The organism is Rhizobium sp. BK602, assembly GCF_014195095.1.
Lineage (GTDB): Bacteria > Pseudomonadota > Alphaproteobacteria > Rhizobiales > Rhizobiaceae > Rhizobium.
Map to the genome: position 1 here is coordinate 66,503 of NZ_JACIBC010000014.1, position 20,251 is coordinate 86,753.

The window sequence follows — 20,251 nt, forward strand, 5'->3', positions numbered from 1 at the left end:
GGGCTCAAAATGTCGGCGGCGTGTTGATCCAGAGCAGGATGGTCTCGCCGTCGTGGCGATTGCGCCAGGAATGATAGCGGCGGCTCTCGAAATAGAGGGAATCGCCCGGCGACAGATCGAAGAACTGGTCGCTGTCGAGCACCAGCTCCAGCCGGCCGGCAAGGACATGGATGAATTCCTCGCCGTCGTGGCGATAGGCGCCTTCGCTCGCCGCGCCCGGCGCCAGGACGAAACGATGGCAATCCATCATCGTCCGTCCCTCGGCCAGCAATTGCACGGTGACGCCCGGCGTCGTTTCCGGCCAGGCTCGCCATTCGCCGGAACGGATCAGCGCCGGGACATGCTCACGCTCCTCGCCCGACAGCCGCGAGACCGTCGTGCCGTAATAATCGGCGAGATCGTGCAGGGTCTTGAAGCTCACGCCCTGCGAGGTCCGCTCCAGCGTCGACAGCGTCGACGAGGTCATGCCGAGATCGACGGCAACCTGTTCCAGTGTCTTGCCGGCGGCATGGCGCAGGGCGCGCAGCCTGCGGCCGATGTCGGAGGTGCCGGCCTGCTCGCCATTTTCCGCCGTCTGGGTCGTCGTGTCCTCGCTCTCCAGCGCCTCACGGATCGCCGCCGGATTGAGCCCACGCTCGGCACGGAACCAGGCAATCCGCTTCAGCCGGGCGACATCATCGGCGCTGTACTGCCGGTGTCCGGTCTCGGAACGGCCGGGAATGACCAGGCCCTGGCTCTCCCAGAGCCTGAGCGTCGAGGCCGATACGCCCGCCAGACGCGCCGCCTCCGCCACCTTGTAGCGCACAGGCTCGATGCTGTTCATGTGCCAATGATTCCCGATCTTCGTCTTTCGACCTGCTTAGCACGGATGGCGGGCATCCGTGAGCCTTGCGCTTTCTTGTCACCCCTACAAAATGCCGCTTGAAATCTTGCAGGAAAAATGTAGGAATTTTCTACAGAACTTGCAGAAGTTCTGCAAGATATTAAGTCCCCTCTCATTTCGGAGCACCTCGATGACCCTGACCGAGCGGAAGAACGCCGCCATTTCCCGCGGCGTCGGCATGACGACGCAGATCTATGCCGACCGCGCCGAAAACGCGGAAATCTGGGACAAGGAAGGGCACCGCTACATCGATTTCGCCTCCGGCATCGCCGTGGTCAACACCGGCCATCGCCATCCGCGCGTCATCGCCGCCGTCAAGGAGCAGCTCGACCGCTTCACCCACACCTGCCATCAGGTCGTGCCCTATGAAAACTACGTGCATCTGGCCGAGCGGCTCAATGCGCTGACGCCGGGCGATTTCACCAAGAAGACCATCTTCGTGACCACGGGTGCGGAAGCGGTCGAGAACGCCATCAAGATCGCCCGCGCCGCCACCGGCCGCTCCGCCATCATCGCCTTCGGCGGCGGCTTCCACGGCCGGACCTTCATGGGCATGGCGCTGACCGGCAAGGTCGCACCCTACAAGATCGGCTTCGGCCCGATGCCGGGCGATGTCTTCCACGCGCCCTTCCCCGTGCCGCTGCACGGCGTCACGGTCGAGCAATCACTCGCAGCGCTGAAGAAGCTGTTTGCCGCCGATGTCGATCCGCAGCGCGTCGCCGCCATCATCATCGAGCCGGTGCAGGGCGAAGGCGGCTTCTATCCGGCGCCCGCCGCCTTCATGAAGGCGCTGCGCGAGATCTGCGACCAGCACGGCATTCTGCTTGTTGCCGACGAGGTGCAGACGGGCTTCGCCCGCACCGGCAAGATGTTCGCCATGGACCATCACGAGGTCGCGCCCGATCTGATCACCATGGCCAAGAGCCTTGCCGGCGGCTTCCCGCTGGCCGCCGTCACCGGCAGGGCCGAGATCATGGACGCGCCAGGACCGGGCGGCCTCGGCGGCACCTATGGCGGCAATCCGATCGGCATCGCCGCCGCCCATGCGGTGCTCGACGTCATCGCCGACGAAGGCCTGTGCGACCGCGCCAACCAGCTCGGCTCACGGCTGAAGCAGCGGCTGGAATCGCTGCGCGACAGGGTGCCCGAGATCGCCGACATCCGCGGCCCCGGCTTCATGAACGCCGTCGAGTTCAACGATGCGGCGACGAAGCTGCCGAGCGCGGATTTCGCCAACAAGGTGCGGCTGACCGCCCTCGACAAGGGCCTGATCCTGCTCACCTGCGGCGTCTACGGCAATGTCATCCGCTTCCTCTCGCCGATCACCATTCAGGACGGCGTGTTCAGCGAGGCGCTCGACATTCTCGAAGCCTCGATGCTGGAAGCAAGCGCCGGCAAATAACCGCGCCGGCATCAAAACCCATTCTCAGAACGCCCGGCGCGATGGCCGGGTCAAATCCTCTCCGGAGTGCATGACATGTCCTTCACGACCGCAATGACCAAGCATGTTCCCTTTTCCTCGCCCTTCCTGCGCGACGCCGGCTATATCAACGGCGTCTGGACGGCCGGCGGTGCCACGAAGACCTTCGACGTCCTCAATCCGGCGACCGGCGAAGTGCTGGCGAGCCTGCCGGACATGGGTGCCGCCGAGACGACGGCGGCGATCGATGCCGCCTATGCCGCGCAAGCCGCCTGGGCCGCCCGTCCCGCCAAGGAGCGTGGTGCCATCCTGCGCAAATGGTTCGACCTCATGGTTGCCCATGCCGACGAGCTGGCGGCGATCCTGACGGCCGAAATGGGCAAGCCGCTCCCGGAAGCCAGGGGCGAGATCCTCTATGCCGCCTCCTATGTCGAATGGTATGCGGAAGAAGCGAAGCGCATCTATGGCGAGACCATTCCGGCTCCCTCCAACGACAAGCGCATGCTGGTCATCAAGCAGCCGGTCGGCGTCGTCGGCACGATCACGCCCTGGAACTTCCCGGCGGCGATGATCGCCCGCAAAGTTGCGCCGGCGCTCGCTGTCGGCTGCACGGTGGTTTCCAAGCCGGCCGAGCAGACGCCGCTTTCGGCAATCGCTCTGGCGGTACTGGCCGAGCAGGCCGGCATTCCCGCCGGCGTCTTCAACGTGATCGTCGGCGTCGACGGCCCGGCGATCGGCCGTGAGCTTTGCGGCAATGCCAAGGTGCGCAAGATCAGCTTCACCGGCTCGACCGAGGTCGGCCGCATCCTGATGCGCCAGTGCTCCGACCAGATCAAGAAGGTCAGCCTCGAGCTCGGTGGCAACGCGCCCTTCATCGTCTTCGACGACGCCGATCTCGATGCCGCCGTCGAAGGGGCGATCGCCTCGAAATATCGCAATGCCGGCCAGACCTGCGTCTGCGCCAACCGTATCTATGTCCAGTCGAACGTCTATGACGCCTTCGCCGCCAGGCTCGCCGCCAAGGTGACCGAGCTCTCGGTCGGCGACGGCTTCACGCCGGGCGTCGCCATCGGGCCGCTGATCGACGAGCAGGGGGTTGCCAAGGCCGAGGATCATGTCCGCGACGCCGTCACCAAGGGCGCGAAGGTGCTGATGGGCGGCAAGCGCATCGAGGGCGCCGGCACCTTCTTCGCGCCGACCATCCTCACCGGTATCGACCGGACCATGAAGGTCGCCCGCGAGGAGACCTTCGGCCCGGTGGCGCCGCTTTTCCGCTTCGAGACGGTGGACGACGTGATCGCGCAGGCGAACGACACCGAATTCGGTCTCGCCGCCTATTTCTTCGCCGGCGACCTGAAGAAGGTTTGGCGGGTTGCCGAAGCGCTGGAATACGGCATGGTCGGCATCAATACCGGCCTGATGTCGGCGGAGACCGCCCCCTTCGGCGGCATCAAGCAATCCGGCCTCGGCCGCGAAGGCTCGCGCCATGGCGCCGACGACTATCTCGAGATGAAGTATCTCTGCATCGGCAACCTGTAACCCGCCGATCAGGTCGACATGATGTGGACGCGGCCCTGCCATAGCCGGGCCGCCGTCAGCCTGCCGGACCGGAAGGCACCGGTGTCGAGATTGAGCCGCAGCCCATCGGCTTGCGCGGCCTTGACCGGCGTATGGCCGTGAATGATCAGCTTCGGCAGCGGCTGGGCGCTGTCGATGAAGTGCGAGCGGATGAAGACGAGATCCTCGTCGGTCTGCGCGGAGATCGGCCGGTCGGGATTGATGCCGGCATGCACGAACAGCACCTGCGGCGTCTCCAGCAGGATCGGCAGCCGGCGCAGGAAATTGATGTGATCGTCGGGAAGCCAGGTGCGGATGAAGGTATCGAGTTTCTTCGGTTGAGGATATTGCTGGCGTAGAGCCGGGATATCCACGCCATAGGATTTCAATGTGGCGTCGCCGCCGACCGCCACCCAGTCCGAGAGCGATATTTCGCCATCGACATAATCGAGCATGGCCATTTCATGATTGCCGGTCAGGCAGATGCGGTCGAACCCCTGCGGCGGCTGCGCCATCAGCCGGCCGACGACCTGCGCCGAGGCCGGACCGCGGTCGATATAATCGCCGAGCATGATGATCAGCTTGCGGCCAGGCAGCTCGGCGGCATCGGCGACGATCTTGCGTTCGAGCGCGCTCAAGAGGTCGTAGCGGCCGTGTACATCGCCGATCACATAGGTCGGCCTGTCCAGGGCATCGAGCCAGTCGCGACGCCGGCGCTGGCTAAAGCCGCGCATCCCTTTCCCGCCCGTCAGATTTTCCGCCATGAAACTCTCTCACCGAATGTCCGCATTCCCGGCACGTCCACTCCCGTCGGCAGAAACGACCGAAAAACGACGATTCTTAGCCGAAGACGGGAGCGAAGGCTTGCGCCCGGTCTCTACGTGGCCGCAAGCCGTCAAGAAAGCGTTACCTTGCGGCAAAGCGTCCCGAAAATAGCCGATCGGCATCGCGAAAGTTGACATGACCTATCCACAATCCTATCGGCTCGATAGCGCAATGGGAGGATTTTTCATAGCCACGACCATCACCAGCCCCGGCCTTGCCGCCGTTTTCGTCCTCGCCCTTGCCGGCCGGGCCTTCCCACCCGCGCATCTGGCGTCCGCGACGACGGACGAAAGCACGGTCGCCTCGCCGCGCGAACCGGCCCTCACCTTCACCGTGCAGCCTTGATCGACCTCGGCACAGCGATTGCGGCATGCCGCTTCCTTCACGATGCATCGCTGATGCTGCTGTGGGGCGGTTCGGCATTTCTCTGCCTTCTGGTGCCCGACGCATTGGCCGACAGGGTCTGGCGCATGTTCGCCGGCGCGTCCATCGTCACGGCGCTGATCGCCGGCCTGAGCGCCCTCACCTCGCTGCCGCTTGCCGCTGCCGCCATCGGCAATGGCTGGAGCGACGCCGTGGATGCGGATACGATCCGGGCCGTCCTGCTCGACACGACGATCGGCCGGGCCTGGTCGGCACAGGCGGGTGCCGCGCTCATTCTCCTCACCGCACTCCCGCTATCGCCGCGTTGGCGCCGGCCGGGCGTAATGCTGGGTTCGGGCCTTGGCCTTGCCGCGCTCGTGCTCACCGGCCACGCCTCCATGCATGCCGGCCTCTTGGCGCTGGCGCATCGGAGCAACGATATGCTCCATGTCCTGGCCGGCGGCGGCTGGCTGGGAGCATTGGTGCCGCTCATTGCCATTCTGCGGCTGCTGACCCAGCCGGAACATCGGGCCGAGGCGGCGCTGGCACTGCGGCGCTTCTCGACAGCCGGGCATCTCGCGGTGGCGCTGGTCATCCTCTCGGGCATCGTCAATACGATGCTGGTCCTGAAGCGCCTGCCGACGGACTGGTCCTCGCCCTATCAGGCGCTGCTGGCGCTCAAGATCGCGCTGGTTATGGGCATGAGCCTGCTGGCAATCGTCAATCGCTACGTCTTCGTGCCCCGCATCGCAAAAGATCGGGCACGGGCGCTGACCGCCATCCGCCTCGGCAGCATCGCTGAAATCGCCCTCGGCATCGCCGCCATCGCGCTGGTCGCCGCCTTCGGCATGCTCGAACCGGCCTGACCGTCAGGCGGAGAGACGCTCCGCCACCGCCCGGACCGCCTCGGCATCTCCGCTCTTCGGCCGGTATTCCAGCCCCACCCTGCCTTCATAGCCCTGGGCGAAGAGCCAGTTCAGCCGCGCGGCAAGATCGATCTCGCCGCTGCCCGGTTCGTTGCGGCCGGGATGATCGGCGACGTGGAGATGGACGATGCGATCGACGCGCCCGGCCACCACCTCCTCGGTCCGCTCGCCCATCACGGCCGAATGATAGATGTCGTAGACGATGCCGATCTCCGGCCGGCCGACAGCATCGACGATATCGAGACCTTCCGTCGTCGAGGACAGATAATAGCCGGCATGGTCGACTAGCGTGTTCAGCGGCTCGAGGCCGAGGCGCACGCCCGACCCTTCGAGGATATCGGCACCGGCGGCAAGGGCCGAGATCAGGGCGACGCGCTGCTCGGCGCGGGAAAATCCCGGCTGTTCGTCGCCCGCCTGCGCAATCAGCACCGGAGCGCCGAGGCGCCGCGCCACTTTGACGGAGGCTTGCAGGCCGTCTAGCCAGGCCTCCTTGTTAGCCGGATTCGTCAGCGCGATCATCGGCTCGGCCACGAGGGCGGAAATCGCCATGCCGGTTTGCGCGGCAGCGGCGGCAAGCGCATCCACATCCTTGTTCGTCCAGCGCCAGAACTCGACCGCGCTCAAGCCCGCCTCGCGTGCCAGCCGGATGCGATCGGCGACATCATCGCCGTCGCGGGCAAACAGCCATTCGATGCATGCCGAAAATTGCCGCATGAAAATCTCCTCTCCCAAACTGGTCTCGAGACGTGCGACAGATCGAAGGCGGTGGCAAGGGGGCTGCTCCGTTCCATTGTTCTTACGCAATTGCGGACGGAAAACCGCTGCACATTTTTCCTGGAATTGCTTTCTAGAATTGCGGCGCGCCGCGCCGCATCGGCGGTCGGACGACCTCGACATTCATCGCGGTCAGGACCCGCATGTCGCGGCGGAAATCCGAGGGCGTCATGCCGGCAATATGGCGGAAGGACTTGTTGAAGGCGCTGATCGAGCCGAAGCCGCTGTCCATCGCCACCTGCAGCACATTGGCGCCATCGTGCATCAGCATCGCCTGGGCGCGCGACAGGCGCAGCAGGTTGACATATTTGCCGAGCGTCATGCCGGTGCATTTCTTGAAGAGGTTCATCGCATATTTCGGATGCAGATCCGCCGCCTTGGCGATATCGACGGTATCGATGTCGAGCAGGAAATTGCCGGCGATGAAATCGCACATTCGCGCCAGGCTGCGCGAGGATTGCGGATGGACCTGCCCGTTCATTTCGGGCTCCCGTTTTTCCGGCAGCATCTGATAGGGCTCGAAGGCGATGCGCTCCAGCCGCAGCAGCAATTCGGCAACCGCATGGCCGGCCTTGGCCGGGTCGCCGGAGACGGCATAGCGATACCAGCGCGCGAAATTCTCATTGTCGGCGGCATCCGTCGCCGAGGTCACGAGGATCTGGCCGCGCATCAACCGGCTGGAAATATCGAGCGGCAGGCGCATGCGGAAGAAATGCACCAGGGGCAGATGCGCACCGGCATAGATCGAATCTTCCGAAGATTCGTCCATCTGATGCGGCTGGCCGCCCCAGAACAGGCAGATATCGCCGGCCTGAAGCTGAATTTCATGATCATTCATGCGATAATGCACGGTGCCGTGTATGATATAGTTCACCTCGACCTGCGCGTGCCAATGCGGCTTGACCATCGGTGGCGGATGGTTGTGAAACATCTGCAGGGTCGTCGGCAGCCCCTCGATGCTGCTCGCACCCGGCTGATAAACCGCTCGATCGCCCACCTTACTTTTCGCCAAGTCCATGTTCCTTTTTTAGGAGACAGAAGCGTACCGACGGATAGTTTAAGCTCGTTCGTTAGAGGACGGCAATTGAAAAGGGAGGATTTTCAATGCGTTTAAAACTTCTTGGCGCGACAACGCTCGCCGCCATGCTTGCTTCCGGCTCCGCATTCGCGGAGCAAACCACGATCACCGTCTGGAGCTGGAACGTCGCTGCGTCGGCGCTGAAATCCACGGTCGAGGGCTTTAACAAGAAATATCCGGATATCAAGGTCGATGTGCAGGACATCGGCAATCCGCAGGTCTTCGACAAGATGCTGGCCGCCTGCGCCGCCGGCGGCGACGGCCTGCCCGACGTCATGTCGATCGAGAACCACAAGGCCTCGATCTTCTGGAACCGCTTCCCGGACTGCCTGACCGACCTGACGAAGCTCGGTTATACCGATGATATCAAAAAGCTTTTCCCGGACTTCAAGCGCGCCGAGCTTGAAGTGGGCGATGCCGCCTACGCCATGCCTTGGGATTCCGGCCCGGTCGCGATGTTCTATCGCCGCGACTTCTATGAGAAGGCCGGCGTCGATCCGGCAACGATCAAGACCTGGGACGACTTCATCGCCGCCGGCAAGAAGATCTCCGCTGCCAATCCGGGCGTGATCATGTCGCAGGCCGACTTCAACGGCGACAGCGAATGGTTCCGCATGCTCTCCAACGAGCAGGGCTGCGGATACTTCACGGCCGACGGCCAGAGCATCGCCGTCAGCCAGGCCGGCTGCGTCGCAGCGCTCGACAAGGTCAAGGCCATGAAGGACGCAGGCCTGCTGACGTCCGCCAACTGGGACGAAAAAATCCAGTCCAACACCGCTGGTAAGGTCGCCACGCAGATGTATGGCGGCTGGTATGAGGGCACCATCCGCTCCACCTCGCCGGATCTTGCCGGCAAGTGGGGTGTCTACCTCATGCCGAGCATGACGGCTGACGGGCAGCATGCCGCCAATCTCGGCGGTTCTTCGCTGGCGATTTCGAACACGTCGAAGAACAAGGAAGCCGCCTGGAAGTACCTGAACTATACGCTCGGCACCAATGAAGGCCAGGTCACGATGCTGAAGTCCTTCGGTCTCGTACCGTCGCTGCTGTCAGCGGTCAAGGACCCCTTCGTCAACGAGCCGCTGCCCTATTGGGGCGGTCAGAAGGTCTGGGCCGACATTCTCGCGACCCTGCCGAAGATCAACCCGAGCCCGGGCACCCAGTATTTCGGTGATGCGGACGCGGTCATCAAGGCGGTGCAGACCAAGTACCTCGCCGGCGGCTATCCGGACGCCAAGGCAGCGCTTGACGATGCAGCCCAGCAGATCGCCTCGGCGACCGGACTGCCGATCGCAAAATGAGCGACATAGCCGGGCGTGCGTCCCAAGCCGCGCCCGGCATCCCCGCCGCCTGGAAGGCGGCGGGGATGTGGCCTCGCACGCCACCCTATCGGGTATAAAAGGAGAAGGCTTTCATGCGGCTGCGAAACCGGAGCGCCTATGCGTTCCTTGCGCCCTATCTTCTGGTGTTCGCCACCTTCTGGATCTGGCCGATCATCGATTCGTTCCTGATTTCGTTCCAGAACACACGCGTCAATCCCTGGGTATTCAGCGCCTCGGTCAATTGGGGGCGCCTGTTCGGCGACCCGGCCTTCTACAACGCGCTCTTCAACACGCTGATCATCCTGGTGATCCAGGTGCCGGTAATGATTTCGCTCGCCACCGTCATGGCGGTGCTTTTGAACTCGCCGCTCCTGAAGGCCCGCGGCCTTTTCCGCTTCGCCTTCTTCGCCCCTGTCGTGGTCGGTGAAGTGGCCTATGCCGCCGTCTTCCGGCTGATGTTCAACGTCGATTTCGGCATCGTGAACAAGCTTCTCGGCGGCGTCGGCATCGCGCCAGTTTCGTGGTTTTCCGAATCGCATGCCGCGATGCTGCTGATCATCATCGCCGTTACGTGGCGCTGGGCCGGCTACAACGCCATCATCATCCTGTCCGGCCTGCAATCGATCCCCGAGGATGTCTACGAGGCCGCCACGCTCGATCGCGTCAGTCATATCAAGCAGTTCATCCACATCACATTGCCGCTCCTGAAACCGATCATTCTTTTCTGCGTGGTGCTGTCGGTCATCGGCACGATGCAGCTCTTTACCGAACCCTTCCTGATCACCAACCGCGGCGGCCCCGGCGGCGCGACCGAGACGCTCGGCATCCTGCTCTACCGGCAAGGCTTTACGTCGCTCAACTTCGGCTATGCCTCCGCGATCGCCTATACGATGGCGGCACTCGCCGTGGTCATCTCTCTTCTCAATCTCTGGGTGGGGCGCGAACCGAAATGAAAAGCAAATCCAGATCCACCCTGATGCGTTCGATCGCGCTACACGCGCTGCTGACACCGCTCGCCATCATCTGGCTGTTTCCGCTGTGGATGATGTTCATCTTCTCGACCATGCCGGACTATGGCATCTTCAGCCCGGACATCGTCCTGACGCCCTCGACGAGCTTCTTCGACAATGTCCGCAACCTCCAGGCCGATACCAATTTCGTGGGCGCACTGACGATCTCGATCGGCGTCGCGGTCATCTATACCGTCCTGTCGGTGCTGCTGACCTCGATGGCCGGCTGGGCGCTCGCCCGCTATCGCTTCCTCGGCCAATCCCTGGTCATCGGCATCATTCTCGGGACCATCACGCTGCCCTATTCGGTCGTCGTCATCCCGCAATTCATCATGGTGGCGCGCAATTTCGGGCTGGCCAATACCTGGGTCGCGCTGATCGTGCCGCCGCTGTTCAATTCGCTCGGCGTGCTGTTCATGCGCCAGGCCTTCTCGATGATGCCGGCCGAGCTTTTCGACGCCGCCCGCGTCGAGGGCGTCAAGGAATGGCAGATCTTCCTGCGCATCGCCCTGCCCTTGGCGCGGCCCACCATGGCCGCACTCGCCATCATCCTGTTCCTCGCCTCCTGGAACAACTACCTCTGGCCGCTGCTGATCAATTCCCGGCCGGGGATGATGACGGCGCCGGTGGCGCTCGGCACGCTGATCGGCCTCACCAAGGTCTCCTGGGGCGGGATCATGGCCGGCGCGGTGATGCTGACGGCACCGATCCTGGTCGTCTTCGTTCTCCTGCAACGTCATTTCATCGCCGGCATCGCCGCCGGCGCCATCAAGTAGTTCCGGGAGATCCCGTATGGCAGAACTGTCCCTCACCAATGTCATCAAGCGCTACGGCTCGCTGGAAATCATCCATGGCGCCAATCTCGACGTCAAGGACGGCGAATTCGTCGTCTTCGTCGGCCCCTCCGGCTGCGGCAAGTCCACGCTACTGCGCATGATCGCGGGACTGGAGGATATTTCCGACGGCGAGATCAAGATCGGCGGCCGCACCGTCAACGATGTCGAGCCGGCCGATCGCGGCATCGCCATGGTCTTTCAGTCCTACGCGCTTTATCCGCACCTGACCGTCGAGCAGAACCTGAATTTCGGCCTGCGCATGAACGGCAATCCGAAGGCCGATACCGACCGCCGCGTCAAGCAGGCGGCCGAGATCCTGCAGATCACCGAGCTGATGCAGCGCCGGCCGAAGCAGCTTTCCGGCGGCCAGCGCCAGCGCGTCGCCATCGGCCGCGCCATCGTGCGCGAGCCGCAGATCTTCCTGTTCGACGAGCCCTTGTCCAACCTCGATGCCGAACTGCGCGTGCAGATGCGCGTGGAAATCTCGCGCCTGCACAAAAAGCTCGGCACGACGATGATCTATGTGACGCACGACCAGACGGAGGCCATGACGCTGGCCGACAAGATCGTCGTGCTGCGCGGCGGCAATATCGAACAGGTCGGCGCGCCGCTCGATCTCTACGACGACCCGGCCAACCAGTTCGTCGCCGGCTTCGTCGGCTCTCCGAAGATGAATTTCCTGCGCGCTGAGGTCGTCGACAACCAGGCGGGCCGCGTCGCGGTCGTGCTGCGCAACCAGCGCAATGTCCGTCTGTCGCTGCCCATCGCCACCGCCAAGGTCGAAATCGGCGAACAGGTGACGCTCGGCATCCGGCCGGAGCATTTCCTCGAAGCCGGACGTGGCGATGTCGACCTGACGGTCGACGTCGACGTCGCCGAACATCTCGGCAATACCAGCTACATCTACGCCAATATCGCCGGTGACGAGCAGATCGTCATCGAGCGCGAGGAATCGCGCAATACCAACAACAAGGACACGCTGACCGTCGCGCTCTCGGCGGCCAAGACATTCCTTTTCGACAACGCCGGCAACCGATTGCGATAGGCGCCGTCGCCGGATCTCCCAAGACAGCATGCAGATTTAGAAAGGATCGTTCCATGAGCACAGACGCAACCATCCGCTGGGGCATCATCGGCCCCGGCCGGATCGCCCAGACTTTTGCCGAAGGTGTCGCCCATTCCCGCAACGGAAAACTCGTGGCGATCGCCAGCCGCAATCCCGACAAGCCGGGCCTTGGCGACAATTTTCCGGGTGCACGCATCGTCAACGGCTATGAGGCGCTGCTTGCCGACAAGGATGTCGACGCCGTCTATATCGCCACGCCCCATACCGGCCATGCCGAATGGGCGATCAAGGCGATCCGCGCCGGCAAGCATGTGCTCGTGGAAAAGCCGATCGCGCTGTCGGCCTATGATGCCGAGGCGATCTACTACGAGGCCAAAAAGGCTGGCGTCTTTGCCGGCGAAGCCTTCATGTACCGCGTGCATCCGCAGACGGCGAAGCTGATCGAACTGGTGAAAAGCGGCGTCATCGGCGACATCCGCATCATCCGCTCGTCCTTCGGCTTCAACATGGGCACGGTCAAGCCGGAGCATCGCCTCTTCGCCAACGACATGGCTGGCGGCGGCATCCTCGATGTCGGCGGCTATCCGGTGTCGATGGCGCGGCTGATCGCCGGCGCTGCCGATGGCAAGCCGTTCCTGGAGCCGGAAAAGGTCTCCGGCGTCGCCCATCTCGGCCAGACCGGCGTCGACGAATGGGCCTCCGCCGTCCTGAAATTCCCCAACAACATCATCGCCGAAGTCTCGTGCTCGATCATGGCGAACCAGGACAACACGCTGCGCATCATCGGCTCGGACGGCCGGCTGGAGGTCAAGGACTTCTGGTTCGCCTCCGGCCACAAGGGCGGCGTCGGCAAGATCGAGATCATCAAGGGCGCGGAAACGCAGGTCATCGAAGTCAAGGAAGACCGTTGGCTCTACTCCTTCGAAGTCGACGCGGCGGGTGACGCCATCCGCGCCGGAGCGAAGGAATTCGCCTATCCGGGCATCGGCTGGGCAGATTCGATCGGCAACCTCAAGGTCCTCGATCAGTGGCGCACCTCGATCGGCCTGGAATATGGGGTGGAAAAGGCGTCGCAGCGGACGAAGAATATCGCCGGTGCAACCGTTACCAAGGGCAACAGCATCCCGAAGCGCAGCATTCCCGGCATCGCCAAGCCGGCATCGATCGTCACGCTCGGCTTCGAATTCTTCCCGAACTTCGCCGCCGCCTCCCTGACGCTCGACGCCTTCTACGAGGCCGGCGGCAACGCCTTCGACACGGCCTATGTCTATGGCGGCGGCAAGACGGAGAGCGTCTTCGGCGATTGGCACACCAGCCGGAACGTTCCGCGCGAGGAGATCGTGCTGATCGGCAAGGGTGCGCATTCGCCGCTCTGCTACCCCGACATGATCGGCAAGCAGCTCGACCAGTCGCTGAACCGCCTGAAGACCGACTATGTCGACATCTACTTCATGCATCGCGACAACACGGCCATTCCGGTCGGCGAATTCGTCGATGCCATGGATGCCGAGGTTAAGGCCGGCCGCATTCGCGGCATCTTCGGCGGCTCCAACTGGACCCGCGCCCGCTTCGACGAGGCCATCGCCTATGCGCAGAAGAACGGCAAGGCGGCACCCGCTGCTCTTTCCAACAACTTCTCGCTGGCGGAAATGCTCGATCCGATCTGGGCCGGCTGCGTCGCCGCCTCCGACGACGAGTGGAAGGCTTGGCTGAACGCCAAGCAGATCCCGAACTTCGCCTGGTCGAGCCAGGGCCGCGGCTTCTTCACCGACCGCGCCGGCCGCGACAAGCAGAGCGATGAGGAACTGGTGCGCGTCTGGTATTCCGACCGCAATTTCGGCCGCCGCGACCGCGCGATCGAACTGGCAAAGCAGCTCGGCCGCAATCCGATCCATATCGCGCTCGCCTATGTCGTCGCCCAGCCCTTCCCGGTCATCCCGCTGATCGGCCCGCGCACGATCGCCGAGCTGGAAGACAGCCTCTCGGCGCTCGACATCAAGCTGACGCCGGAACAGGTGACCTGGCTGGAAGGCTGAGATGCGCTGGCCCGCGAAACAGGCGGGCCGCCTTGCCAATCACATACTTCGAAATGCAAATAACTCATTCGCTCTGCGAATGGGTTATTTGTTTTCATCACCTTGCCGGCAGCATGTGGATCAGGCCGCGAAATCGAATGCCTTGGTCTCGGCCCCCTCGAAGCCCAGAAGATAGGTCTTGCGCTCGAGGCCGCCGGCAAAGCCGCGCAAGTCCCCGGCGGAACCGACGACGCGATGGCAGGGCGCGATGATCGAGATCGGGTTCCTGCCATTGGCGGCGCCGACCGCGCGGACCGCCCTGGGTGCACCGATCTGCTCGGCGATCTCGGTATAGGAGCGCGTCTGGCCGAAGGGGATGGTGAGCAGCGCCTGCCATACCTTTCTCTGAAACTCCGTGCCGGCAAAATCGAGCGGCAGATCGAAATCCCGCCGTTCGCCGGCGAAATATTGCGCGAGCTGGCGGGCCGCCGCCACCAGAACGGGATGACCCTCATCCTGCGCAACGATATTGAGCGGCACGCGCTTCGGCCGGTCGTTGTCCCAAAGGATCGCCGCCAGGCCCGCATCGCTGGCGACAAGCTTCAGCCTGCCGACCGGCGAGTCCATCAGGCGATAGACATGATCCTTTCCCGGACCGCGCACTGTTCTGGCCATATCGATATCCTCCTGTTTGAAGCCGGACGGATGGGACAAAACGGCAATCCCGCCGGCTCCGGCCCCGGCGGCGAATCCCTGTCGCCGCCTTTCACAAGGATATGATCAGAACCGCCTGTCATCGCCCACCCGAAAAGCGATTTCACCGGAGGAAGACACATTATTTTCCGTCCAACGACAGCCTTCTCGACCTTCGAGGGTCTCAGATCAGCGCCGCCGCAACGGCTTCGGCCGCGACAACGCCGCTTTCATAGGCTCCGTGCGCGGTGGAATAACGGGTCGGCGAACAGGCTTCGCCGGCGAAGAAAATGCGCCGGTCGCAGGGGGTGGCGAGAACCTGGCGCAGGCCGGGTGCACCGGGCGTCGCATAGGAATAGGACCCTCCGACAAAGGGCTCGCCCGCCCATCCCGACATCACGGCGGGCGACAGATGCTTTCCGACGTCGGAGCCGAAGACACGCTTCATCTCCGCGACGGAGAAATCGAAAGCCGCATCCATCCCCTGCCGCTCCAGATCGCGGGCGAGATCGCCGGCGAAATAGGCTTCGACGATGGGGGCGCCGAAAGGCTTGAGCTGATAGGCGCCGGTTCTGCGGCTATGGTGGGAACCGAGAAGATGGGTATCGGCCGGAAACATCTCCGGCCTGTGCGCTTTCAGGAAGAGCTTGTTCGCCAGCCCGAGCGGCAGGCGCGCCGCAGCCTCGATCTTGTCCGGAAGCGGCGGCCAGAAGGCGATCTTTTCCGCCGCCAGAACATTCGTCGAAACGGCGACGATGACCGCCTTGGCTTTCAGGTCGCCCTTGCCCGTCGAAAGCAGGATATGGCCGGCGCCGCTGTGATCGATGCGGCGGACCTCGGTTTTCGTATGGACCGGAAGCGGCGCCGCATAGGTCGCAACCAATGTCCCATAACCCTGCCGTATCCGCCAATCCGGGCCGGGGCCGGGATCATATTGGCCGAGATCGATGACCGAGGACCGGTCCAGCTCGTCGCCGGTCATGAAGGCACCCACTGCATGGACCTGCGCCGTCCAGGGATCATCCGCAGCAAGCATCGCCGAGAGAGGCAGATCCTCCTCGCCGTCATAGCTGTAAACCCTCTCGAAAAAACCGTTGACGGCGGCGCGCGCCGCCCTGGCTTCGGCGTCCTTTTCCTCGATCTGGCGGCCGCCCTCGCTCCAGGGGGCGGGAGTGCGGTCCACCGTAAGCCCGACCTCCTCGGCAATCGCCGTCCAGGCATTGGTCCTCGCCCCATGCAGCCAGCCGCAGCCGAGATCGATCGCAAGACCGTCGAGTTCGGCGGGATGATCCGTCCTGGCCCGTCCGCCGATACGCCCGGAGGCTTCCAGGAGCGCCAGCGCGAGATCGGGTCGCCGCGACTGCAATGCCCGGGCCGCCGCAACGCCGGCGGCTCCCGCACCGATAATGGCAACGTCGACGCCGCTTCTCCAGGATTCCATGGGCATTCCGTCTCCTCGTATCGCGATCGGACACCTAAAGCATGTCGTTCTCGCAAAACCGCCGCACACTTTTGCGCGACATGCTCTAGCTTTTATCCGCTTCGCGCGGCCTGGCAACATAGCGTCTCTACGACGCCATCATGAAGTGCCGGACCACTCGCCTCCTTGCGGATAATCGTCGCAACCAAGGATCATGTGAAGTGAGATCCGTATTCCCGCCCAGCCCGTCTTCGGAGCGTGGGCGGGAATACGACAGCTATTGCGGCGCGACCATCGCGCGGCAGCCTTTATTTCCCGACTCTCGCCTGGAGATGGGCAGGATAGCGGTCACCTGAGATGGTGATCGCCGACAGGGCTTCCTCGATATCGCGAAGGTCTTCGGGCGTCAGCACGATGGCGGCGCCGCCCAGATTCTCCTCCAGCCGATGCAGTTTGGTCGTGCCGGGGATCGGCACGATCCACGGCTTCTGCGCCAGGAGCCAGGCCAGCGCCACTTGCGCCGAGGTCGCCTGCTTTCCGGCAGCGATGCGGCCGAGCAGATCGACGAGCGCCTGGTTCGCCTTACGCGCTTCCGGCGAAAAGCGCGGAACGATATTGCGGAAATCCTTGCTGTCGAAGGAGGTCGTCTCGCTGATCGCACCGGTGAGAAACCCCTTGCCGAGAGGGCTGAAGGGCACGAAGCCGATTCCGAGTTCTTCCAACGTCGGAATGATCTCCTTTTCCGGCTCGCGCCACCATAGCGAATATTCGCTCTGCAGCGCCGCGACCGGCTGCACGGCATGCGCTCTGCGGATGGTCTGTGCGCCGGCTTCCGACAGGCCGAAATGCTTCACCTTGCCCTCGGCGATCAGATCCTTGACGGTGCCCGCCACATCCTCGATCGGAACGTTCGGATCGACGCGATGCTGGTAGAAGAGGTCGATCACATCGGTCTTCAGACGCTTGAGCGCCGCATCCGCGACGGCCCTTATATGATCCGGGCGGCTGTTCATGCCGCTCTGCCCGCCCTCGGCGTCGAAATCGAAGCCGAACTTGGTGGCAATCACCACCTCTGAGCGGAAAGGCGAGAGCGCCTCGCCCAGCAGTTCCTCATTCCTGTAGGGACCATAGGCCTCCGCCGTATCGAAGAAGGTGACGCCGCACTCGAAGGCGGTGCGGATCAGCCCTATGGCCTGCTGCGTCTCTGTCGCCGGGCCATAGCCATAGCTCAGGCCCATGCAGCCCAGACCGAGCGCCGACACTTCCAGATTGCTTTTTCCCAGTTTACGTTTCTGCATATCACTCTCCAAGGATCATGCCACGCGCGTCGCGCACGCGCGCGGCTCCGGATCAGCTTGAGGCGGGCTTTGCGCCCCCTCGACGATCTCGACAGGCGCCGCAATTGCGTGGCGCCGGACGATGAGCGCGAAAACCAATAGACATGCGAGGCCAAGCATGATCGCGCCGGCGGTCAGCGACGTCGCGACACGATGGGCGAGCAACAGGCGGCCGTCGAGCCCCGAAGCCCCGATCTGCGCGACGGCGACAAGCACCGCAAGGCCGAGGGAATTGCCGGTCTGATGCGCCACATTGACGACGCCGGACGCTGCACCGGCATCCTCGCGAGCGACGCCGGCGATACCCGAACTCGTCAGCGGACTGAGCGCCAGGCCCTGACCCGCGCCGATCAGGATCATCGGCAAGGCGATCCCGGTCAGATAATCCGCATCGACGGAAAGACGGCTCAGCCAGGCCATGCCGAGCAGGCCGCAGGCAAGCCCGCTCGCGAGCAGACGGCCGTTGCCGAACCGGCGCGCCAGTTGCGGCACGGCCATTGCGACGACGAAATTCACCAGCGTCGCCGGCAGGAAGGCAATGCCGGTCATGGATGGGCCGTAACCGGCGACACCCTGGAGATATTGCGTCGTGAAGAAAAAGAAGCCGATCATGGCACCGAGAAACAGGATGCGCGCGACATAGGCGGCGGCCCGTTCCCGGCTTGCAAACAGGCGCAGCGGCATGATCGGCTGTTTGGCGTAACGTTCATTGACGATGAAAAGCGCGAGCAGTACGAGCGCGCCGCCGATCGCGGCAATCGTGATCCCGTCGCCCCAGCCGGCGCTGGCGGACCGGATGAAGCCGTAGACGAGCCCGCTGACACCGACAGTCGATGTCAGGGCGCCGATGATGTCGAAGGCGCCGGACCGCCGTTCGCTCTCGCCGACATAACGCCGGGCGGCGATGATCATGGCAATGCCGATCGGCAGGTTGATGAAGAAGCCGACGCGCCAGGAGATCCATTCCGCCAGCAGACCGCCGAGCACCAGCCCGACGCTCGCGGCGACGCCGGCAACCGCACTATAATAGGAGATGGCGCGAGTGCGCTCTGGACCTTCCGGAAAGGTCGTCTGCAGGTGAGCAAGCGTCGAGGGGGCCAGGATCGCAGCGCCGATGCCCTGCACGGCGCGCGCGCCGATCATCCAGGCCGGCGACGGCGCCGCCCCGATCGCCAGCGACGCCATGGTGAACAGCACAAGACCGGCAATCAGCATCAGGCGCCGGCCGAGAATGTCACCGGCCCGCCCGCCAAGCAGCAGGAAGCCGCCGAAGGTCAGCGTATAGGCGCTCTGCACCCAGGCGAGGCCGGTATCGGTGAAGCCCAGATCGCGATGGATCTGCGGAAGGCCAGTGAGGACGACGGATGTGTCCAGCACGATCATCACGTAGCTAACGAGGATGATGGCAAGAATGGCCGCCTTATGGGGCGGAGCGGGTGCGGTTTCGAACTGCGCGGACATGGGTTTCCTGTTCCACCCGCCGATCTGCATGATCGCTGCTTTTGAATGGCCGGATGGTCCGCATGATTTAGCGCGTGCGATTACGCACGATTAGATGGTAGAAGCGGCAAGGGCCTATGAGAGGGATTCATGAATGCCGCGCCAATCCATCAATGATCTCATCGCCTTTCTCGCCGTGGCGAGGGAAGGCAGCTTCACCAAGGCGGCGGCGCGGCTCGGCGTGTCGCAATCGGCGCTCAGCCATACGATCCGCAGCCTCGAGGCGCGGCTGGGCATCCGCCTGCTGACGCGGACGACACGGAGCGTCTCGCCGACGCAGGCCGGAGAACGGCTGCTTCTCACCATCGGGCCGAGATTCGACGAGATCGAGAATGAGGTGGCCGCACTCAGCGAATTCCGGGAAAAGCCCGCCGGCCGTGTCCGGATCACCACCGGAGAACACCCGGCGCTGACCGTGCTATGGCCTGTCCTCGCCAAGCTCATGCCGCACTATCCCGACATCCAGGTGGAAGTGAATGTGGATTATGGCCTGACCGATCTCGCCGCCGAGCGTTACGACGCGGGAATTCGGCTGGGCGAGCAGGTCGCCAAGGACATGATCGCCATTCCGATCGGCCCGCAAATGCGCATGGCGGCCGTCGCCACGCCCGGCTATTTCGCACATCATCCGCCGCCGCAGATGCCGCAGGATCTGACCCACCACATCTGTATCAACATGCGTCTGCCGACGCATGGCGGGATTTATGTCTGGGAATTCGAGAAGGATGGACAGGAATTGCGGGTGCGGACGGATGGGCAACTGGTGTTCAACACCATCGCGCTCCGAATGAATGCCCTGCTTGCGGGGCTGGGCGTGGCCTTCCTGCCGGAAGATCTGGTGGCGCCACATGTGTTGGAGGGACGGCTGGTACGCGTGCTGGAAGACTGGTGCGCGCCCTTTCCCGGTTATCACCTCTATTACCCCAGCCGGCGGCAATCGTCGCCAGCGTTTCAGGTTCTTGTCGACGCACTGCGCTATAGGGGCTGAAGGGAAGCGAGATACGGTTGCGCACCCCTTCCCCTTAAGGTTTGGTTGCTTGGACGCCTGGTTCGGAATGGGACGAAGCGCGCGAGGAGCTAGCATCGCCAGCGAAGATGAAGTCTTGGCGCCAGCGCTATCTGTTGTATTTGGGAAAGATTGGTTGCGGGGGCAGGATTTGAACCTGCGGCCTTCAGGTTATGAGCCTGACGAGCTACCGGGCTGCTCCACCCCGCGTTACCAACGT

General features: G+C 63.6%; 18 protein-coding genes and 1 tRNA gene. 10 read left to right on the top strand and 9 right to left on the bottom strand.

Annotation, left to right across the window (positions count from 1 at the left end):
* Positions 1–4: 4 nt before the first annotated feature.
* Positions 5–823, bottom strand: a complete 819-nt coding sequence (locus FHX11_RS29400; RefSeq protein ID WP_184364835.1) for a MerR family transcriptional regulator — start codon at positions 821–823, stop codon at positions 5–7.
* A 190-nt stretch (positions 824–1,013) separates the two neighbouring features.
* Here FHX11_RS29400 and FHX11_RS29405 point away from each other — a divergent pair, with 190 nt between their 5' ends.
* Together FHX11_RS29405 and FHX11_RS29410 are read left to right on the top strand one after the other, a co-directional pair.
* A complete protein-coding gene (locus FHX11_RS29405; protein ID WP_184364837.1) occupies positions 1,014–2,285 on the top strand; it encodes a 4-aminobutyrate--2-oxoglutarate transaminase in 1,272 nt (423 codons plus the stop codon).
* A gap of 75 nt (positions 2,286–2,360) precedes the next feature.
* Entirely contained in the window at positions 2,361–3,842 is a 1,482-nt protein-coding gene (locus tag FHX11_RS29410) for an NAD-dependent succinate-semialdehyde dehydrogenase (protein ID WP_184364839.1), read from the top strand.
* An 8-nt stretch (positions 3,843–3,850) separates the two neighbouring features.
* Here the strand turns inward: FHX11_RS29410 and FHX11_RS29415 are convergent, their stop codons facing one another.
* Positions 3,851–4,594, bottom strand: a complete 744-nt coding sequence (locus FHX11_RS29415) for a metallophosphoesterase family protein (protein WP_246781203.1) — start codon at positions 4,592–4,594, stop codon at positions 3,851–3,853.
* 226 nt (positions 4,595–4,820) lie between these two features.
* Here FHX11_RS29415 and FHX11_RS29420 point away from each other — a divergent pair, with 226 nt between their 5' ends.
* Entirely contained in the window at positions 4,821–5,030 is a 210-nt protein-coding gene (locus tag FHX11_RS29420; RefSeq protein WP_184364843.1) for a hypothetical protein, read from the top strand.
* Positions 5,027–5,914, top strand: coding sequence for a copper homeostasis membrane protein CopD (gene copD / locus FHX11_RS29425; RefSeq protein ID WP_210292643.1), 888 nt, complete (start codon positions 5,027–5,029; stop codon positions 5,912–5,914). Before FHX11_RS29420 ends, copD begins: the two co-directional genes overlap by 4 nt.
* A 3-nt stretch (positions 5,915–5,917) precedes the next feature.
* Here the strand turns inward: copD and FHX11_RS29430 are convergent, their stop codons facing one another.
* Together FHX11_RS29430 and FHX11_RS29435 are read right to left on the bottom strand one after the other, a co-directional pair.
* Entirely contained in the window at positions 5,918–6,688 is a 771-nt protein-coding gene (locus tag FHX11_RS29430; protein WP_184364845.1) for a TIM barrel protein, read from the bottom strand.
* A gap of 133 nt (positions 6,689–6,821) precedes the next feature.
* A complete protein-coding gene (locus tag FHX11_RS29435; protein ID WP_184364847.1) occupies positions 6,822–7,766 on the bottom strand; it encodes a helix-turn-helix domain-containing protein in 945 nt (314 codons plus the stop codon).
* An 86-nt stretch (positions 7,767–7,852) separates the two neighbouring features.
* Between FHX11_RS29435 and FHX11_RS29440 the strand changes: the two genes are divergently transcribed.
* From FHX11_RS29440 to FHX11_RS29460, 5 genes are all read left to right on the top strand, one after another.
* Positions 7,853–9,127, top strand: a complete 1,275-nt coding sequence (locus tag FHX11_RS29440) for an ABC transporter substrate-binding protein (protein WP_184364849.1) — start codon at positions 7,853–7,855, stop codon at positions 9,125–9,127.
* A 113-nt stretch (positions 9,128–9,240) separates the two neighbouring features.
* On the top strand, positions 9,241–10,101 hold the full coding sequence (locus FHX11_RS29445; RefSeq protein ID WP_184364851.1) for a sugar ABC transporter permease: 861 nt from the start codon (positions 9,241–9,243) through the stop codon (positions 10,099–10,101).
* Positions 10,098–10,934, top strand: a complete 837-nt coding sequence (locus FHX11_RS29450) for a carbohydrate ABC transporter permease (protein ID WP_184364853.1) — start codon at positions 10,098–10,100, stop codon at positions 10,932–10,934. Before FHX11_RS29445 ends, FHX11_RS29450 begins: the two co-directional genes overlap by 4 nt.
* A 16-nt stretch (positions 10,935–10,950) precedes the next feature.
* Positions 10,951–12,039 (top strand): sn-glycerol-3-phosphate ABC transporter ATP-binding protein UgpC, encoded by a 1,089-nt coding sequence (gene ugpC, locus FHX11_RS29455; RefSeq protein WP_184364855.1) that lies wholly within the window; start codon positions 10,951–10,953, stop codon positions 12,037–12,039.
* A 53-nt stretch (positions 12,040–12,092) separates the two neighbouring features.
* Complete coding sequence (locus FHX11_RS29460; protein ID WP_184364857.1) at positions 12,093–14,096, top strand: aldo/keto reductase; 2,004 nt, start codon at positions 12,093–12,095, stop codon at positions 14,094–14,096.
* A gap of 120 nt (positions 14,097–14,216) precedes the next feature.
* Here FHX11_RS29460 and FHX11_RS29465 read toward each other — a convergent pair whose 3' ends face one another.
* The 4 genes from FHX11_RS29465 to FHX11_RS29480 form a co-directional block, all read right to left on the bottom strand.
* Complete coding sequence (locus tag FHX11_RS29465; protein WP_184364859.1) at positions 14,217–14,750, bottom strand: methylated-DNA--[protein]-cysteine S-methyltransferase; 534 nt, start codon at positions 14,748–14,750, stop codon at positions 14,217–14,219.
* Between the two features lie 202 nt (positions 14,751–14,952).
* Positions 14,953–16,215: an NAD(P)/FAD-dependent oxidoreductase gene (locus FHX11_RS29470; RefSeq protein WP_184364861.1), complete on the bottom strand. Its 1,263-nt coding sequence runs from the start codon at positions 16,213–16,215 to the stop codon at positions 14,953–14,955.
* 281 nt (positions 16,216–16,496) lie between these two features.
* Entirely contained in the window at positions 16,497–17,486 is a 990-nt protein-coding gene (locus tag FHX11_RS29475; protein WP_184364863.1) for an aldo/keto reductase, read from the bottom strand.
* A gap of 15 nt (positions 17,487–17,501) precedes the next feature.
* Entirely contained in the window at positions 17,502–18,986 is a 1,485-nt protein-coding gene (locus FHX11_RS29480) for an MFS transporter (protein ID WP_184364865.1), read from the bottom strand.
* A 133-nt stretch (positions 18,987–19,119) separates the two neighbouring features.
* On the opposite strand from FHX11_RS29480, the gene FHX11_RS29485 reads away from it, so the two are divergent.
* The gene (locus tag FHX11_RS29485) at positions 19,120–20,013 is read left to right on the top strand and encodes a LysR family transcriptional regulator (protein ID WP_184364867.1); all 894 of its coding nucleotides are present in this window, start codon (positions 19,120–19,122) and stop codon (positions 20,011–20,013) included.
* 151 nt (positions 20,014–20,164) lie between these two features.
* On the opposite strand, the gene FHX11_RS29490 is transcribed toward FHX11_RS29485, so the two are convergent.
* A tRNA-Met gene (locus FHX11_RS29490) sits at positions 20,165–20,241 on the bottom strand.
* Positions 20,242–20,251 lie beyond the last annotated feature (10 nt).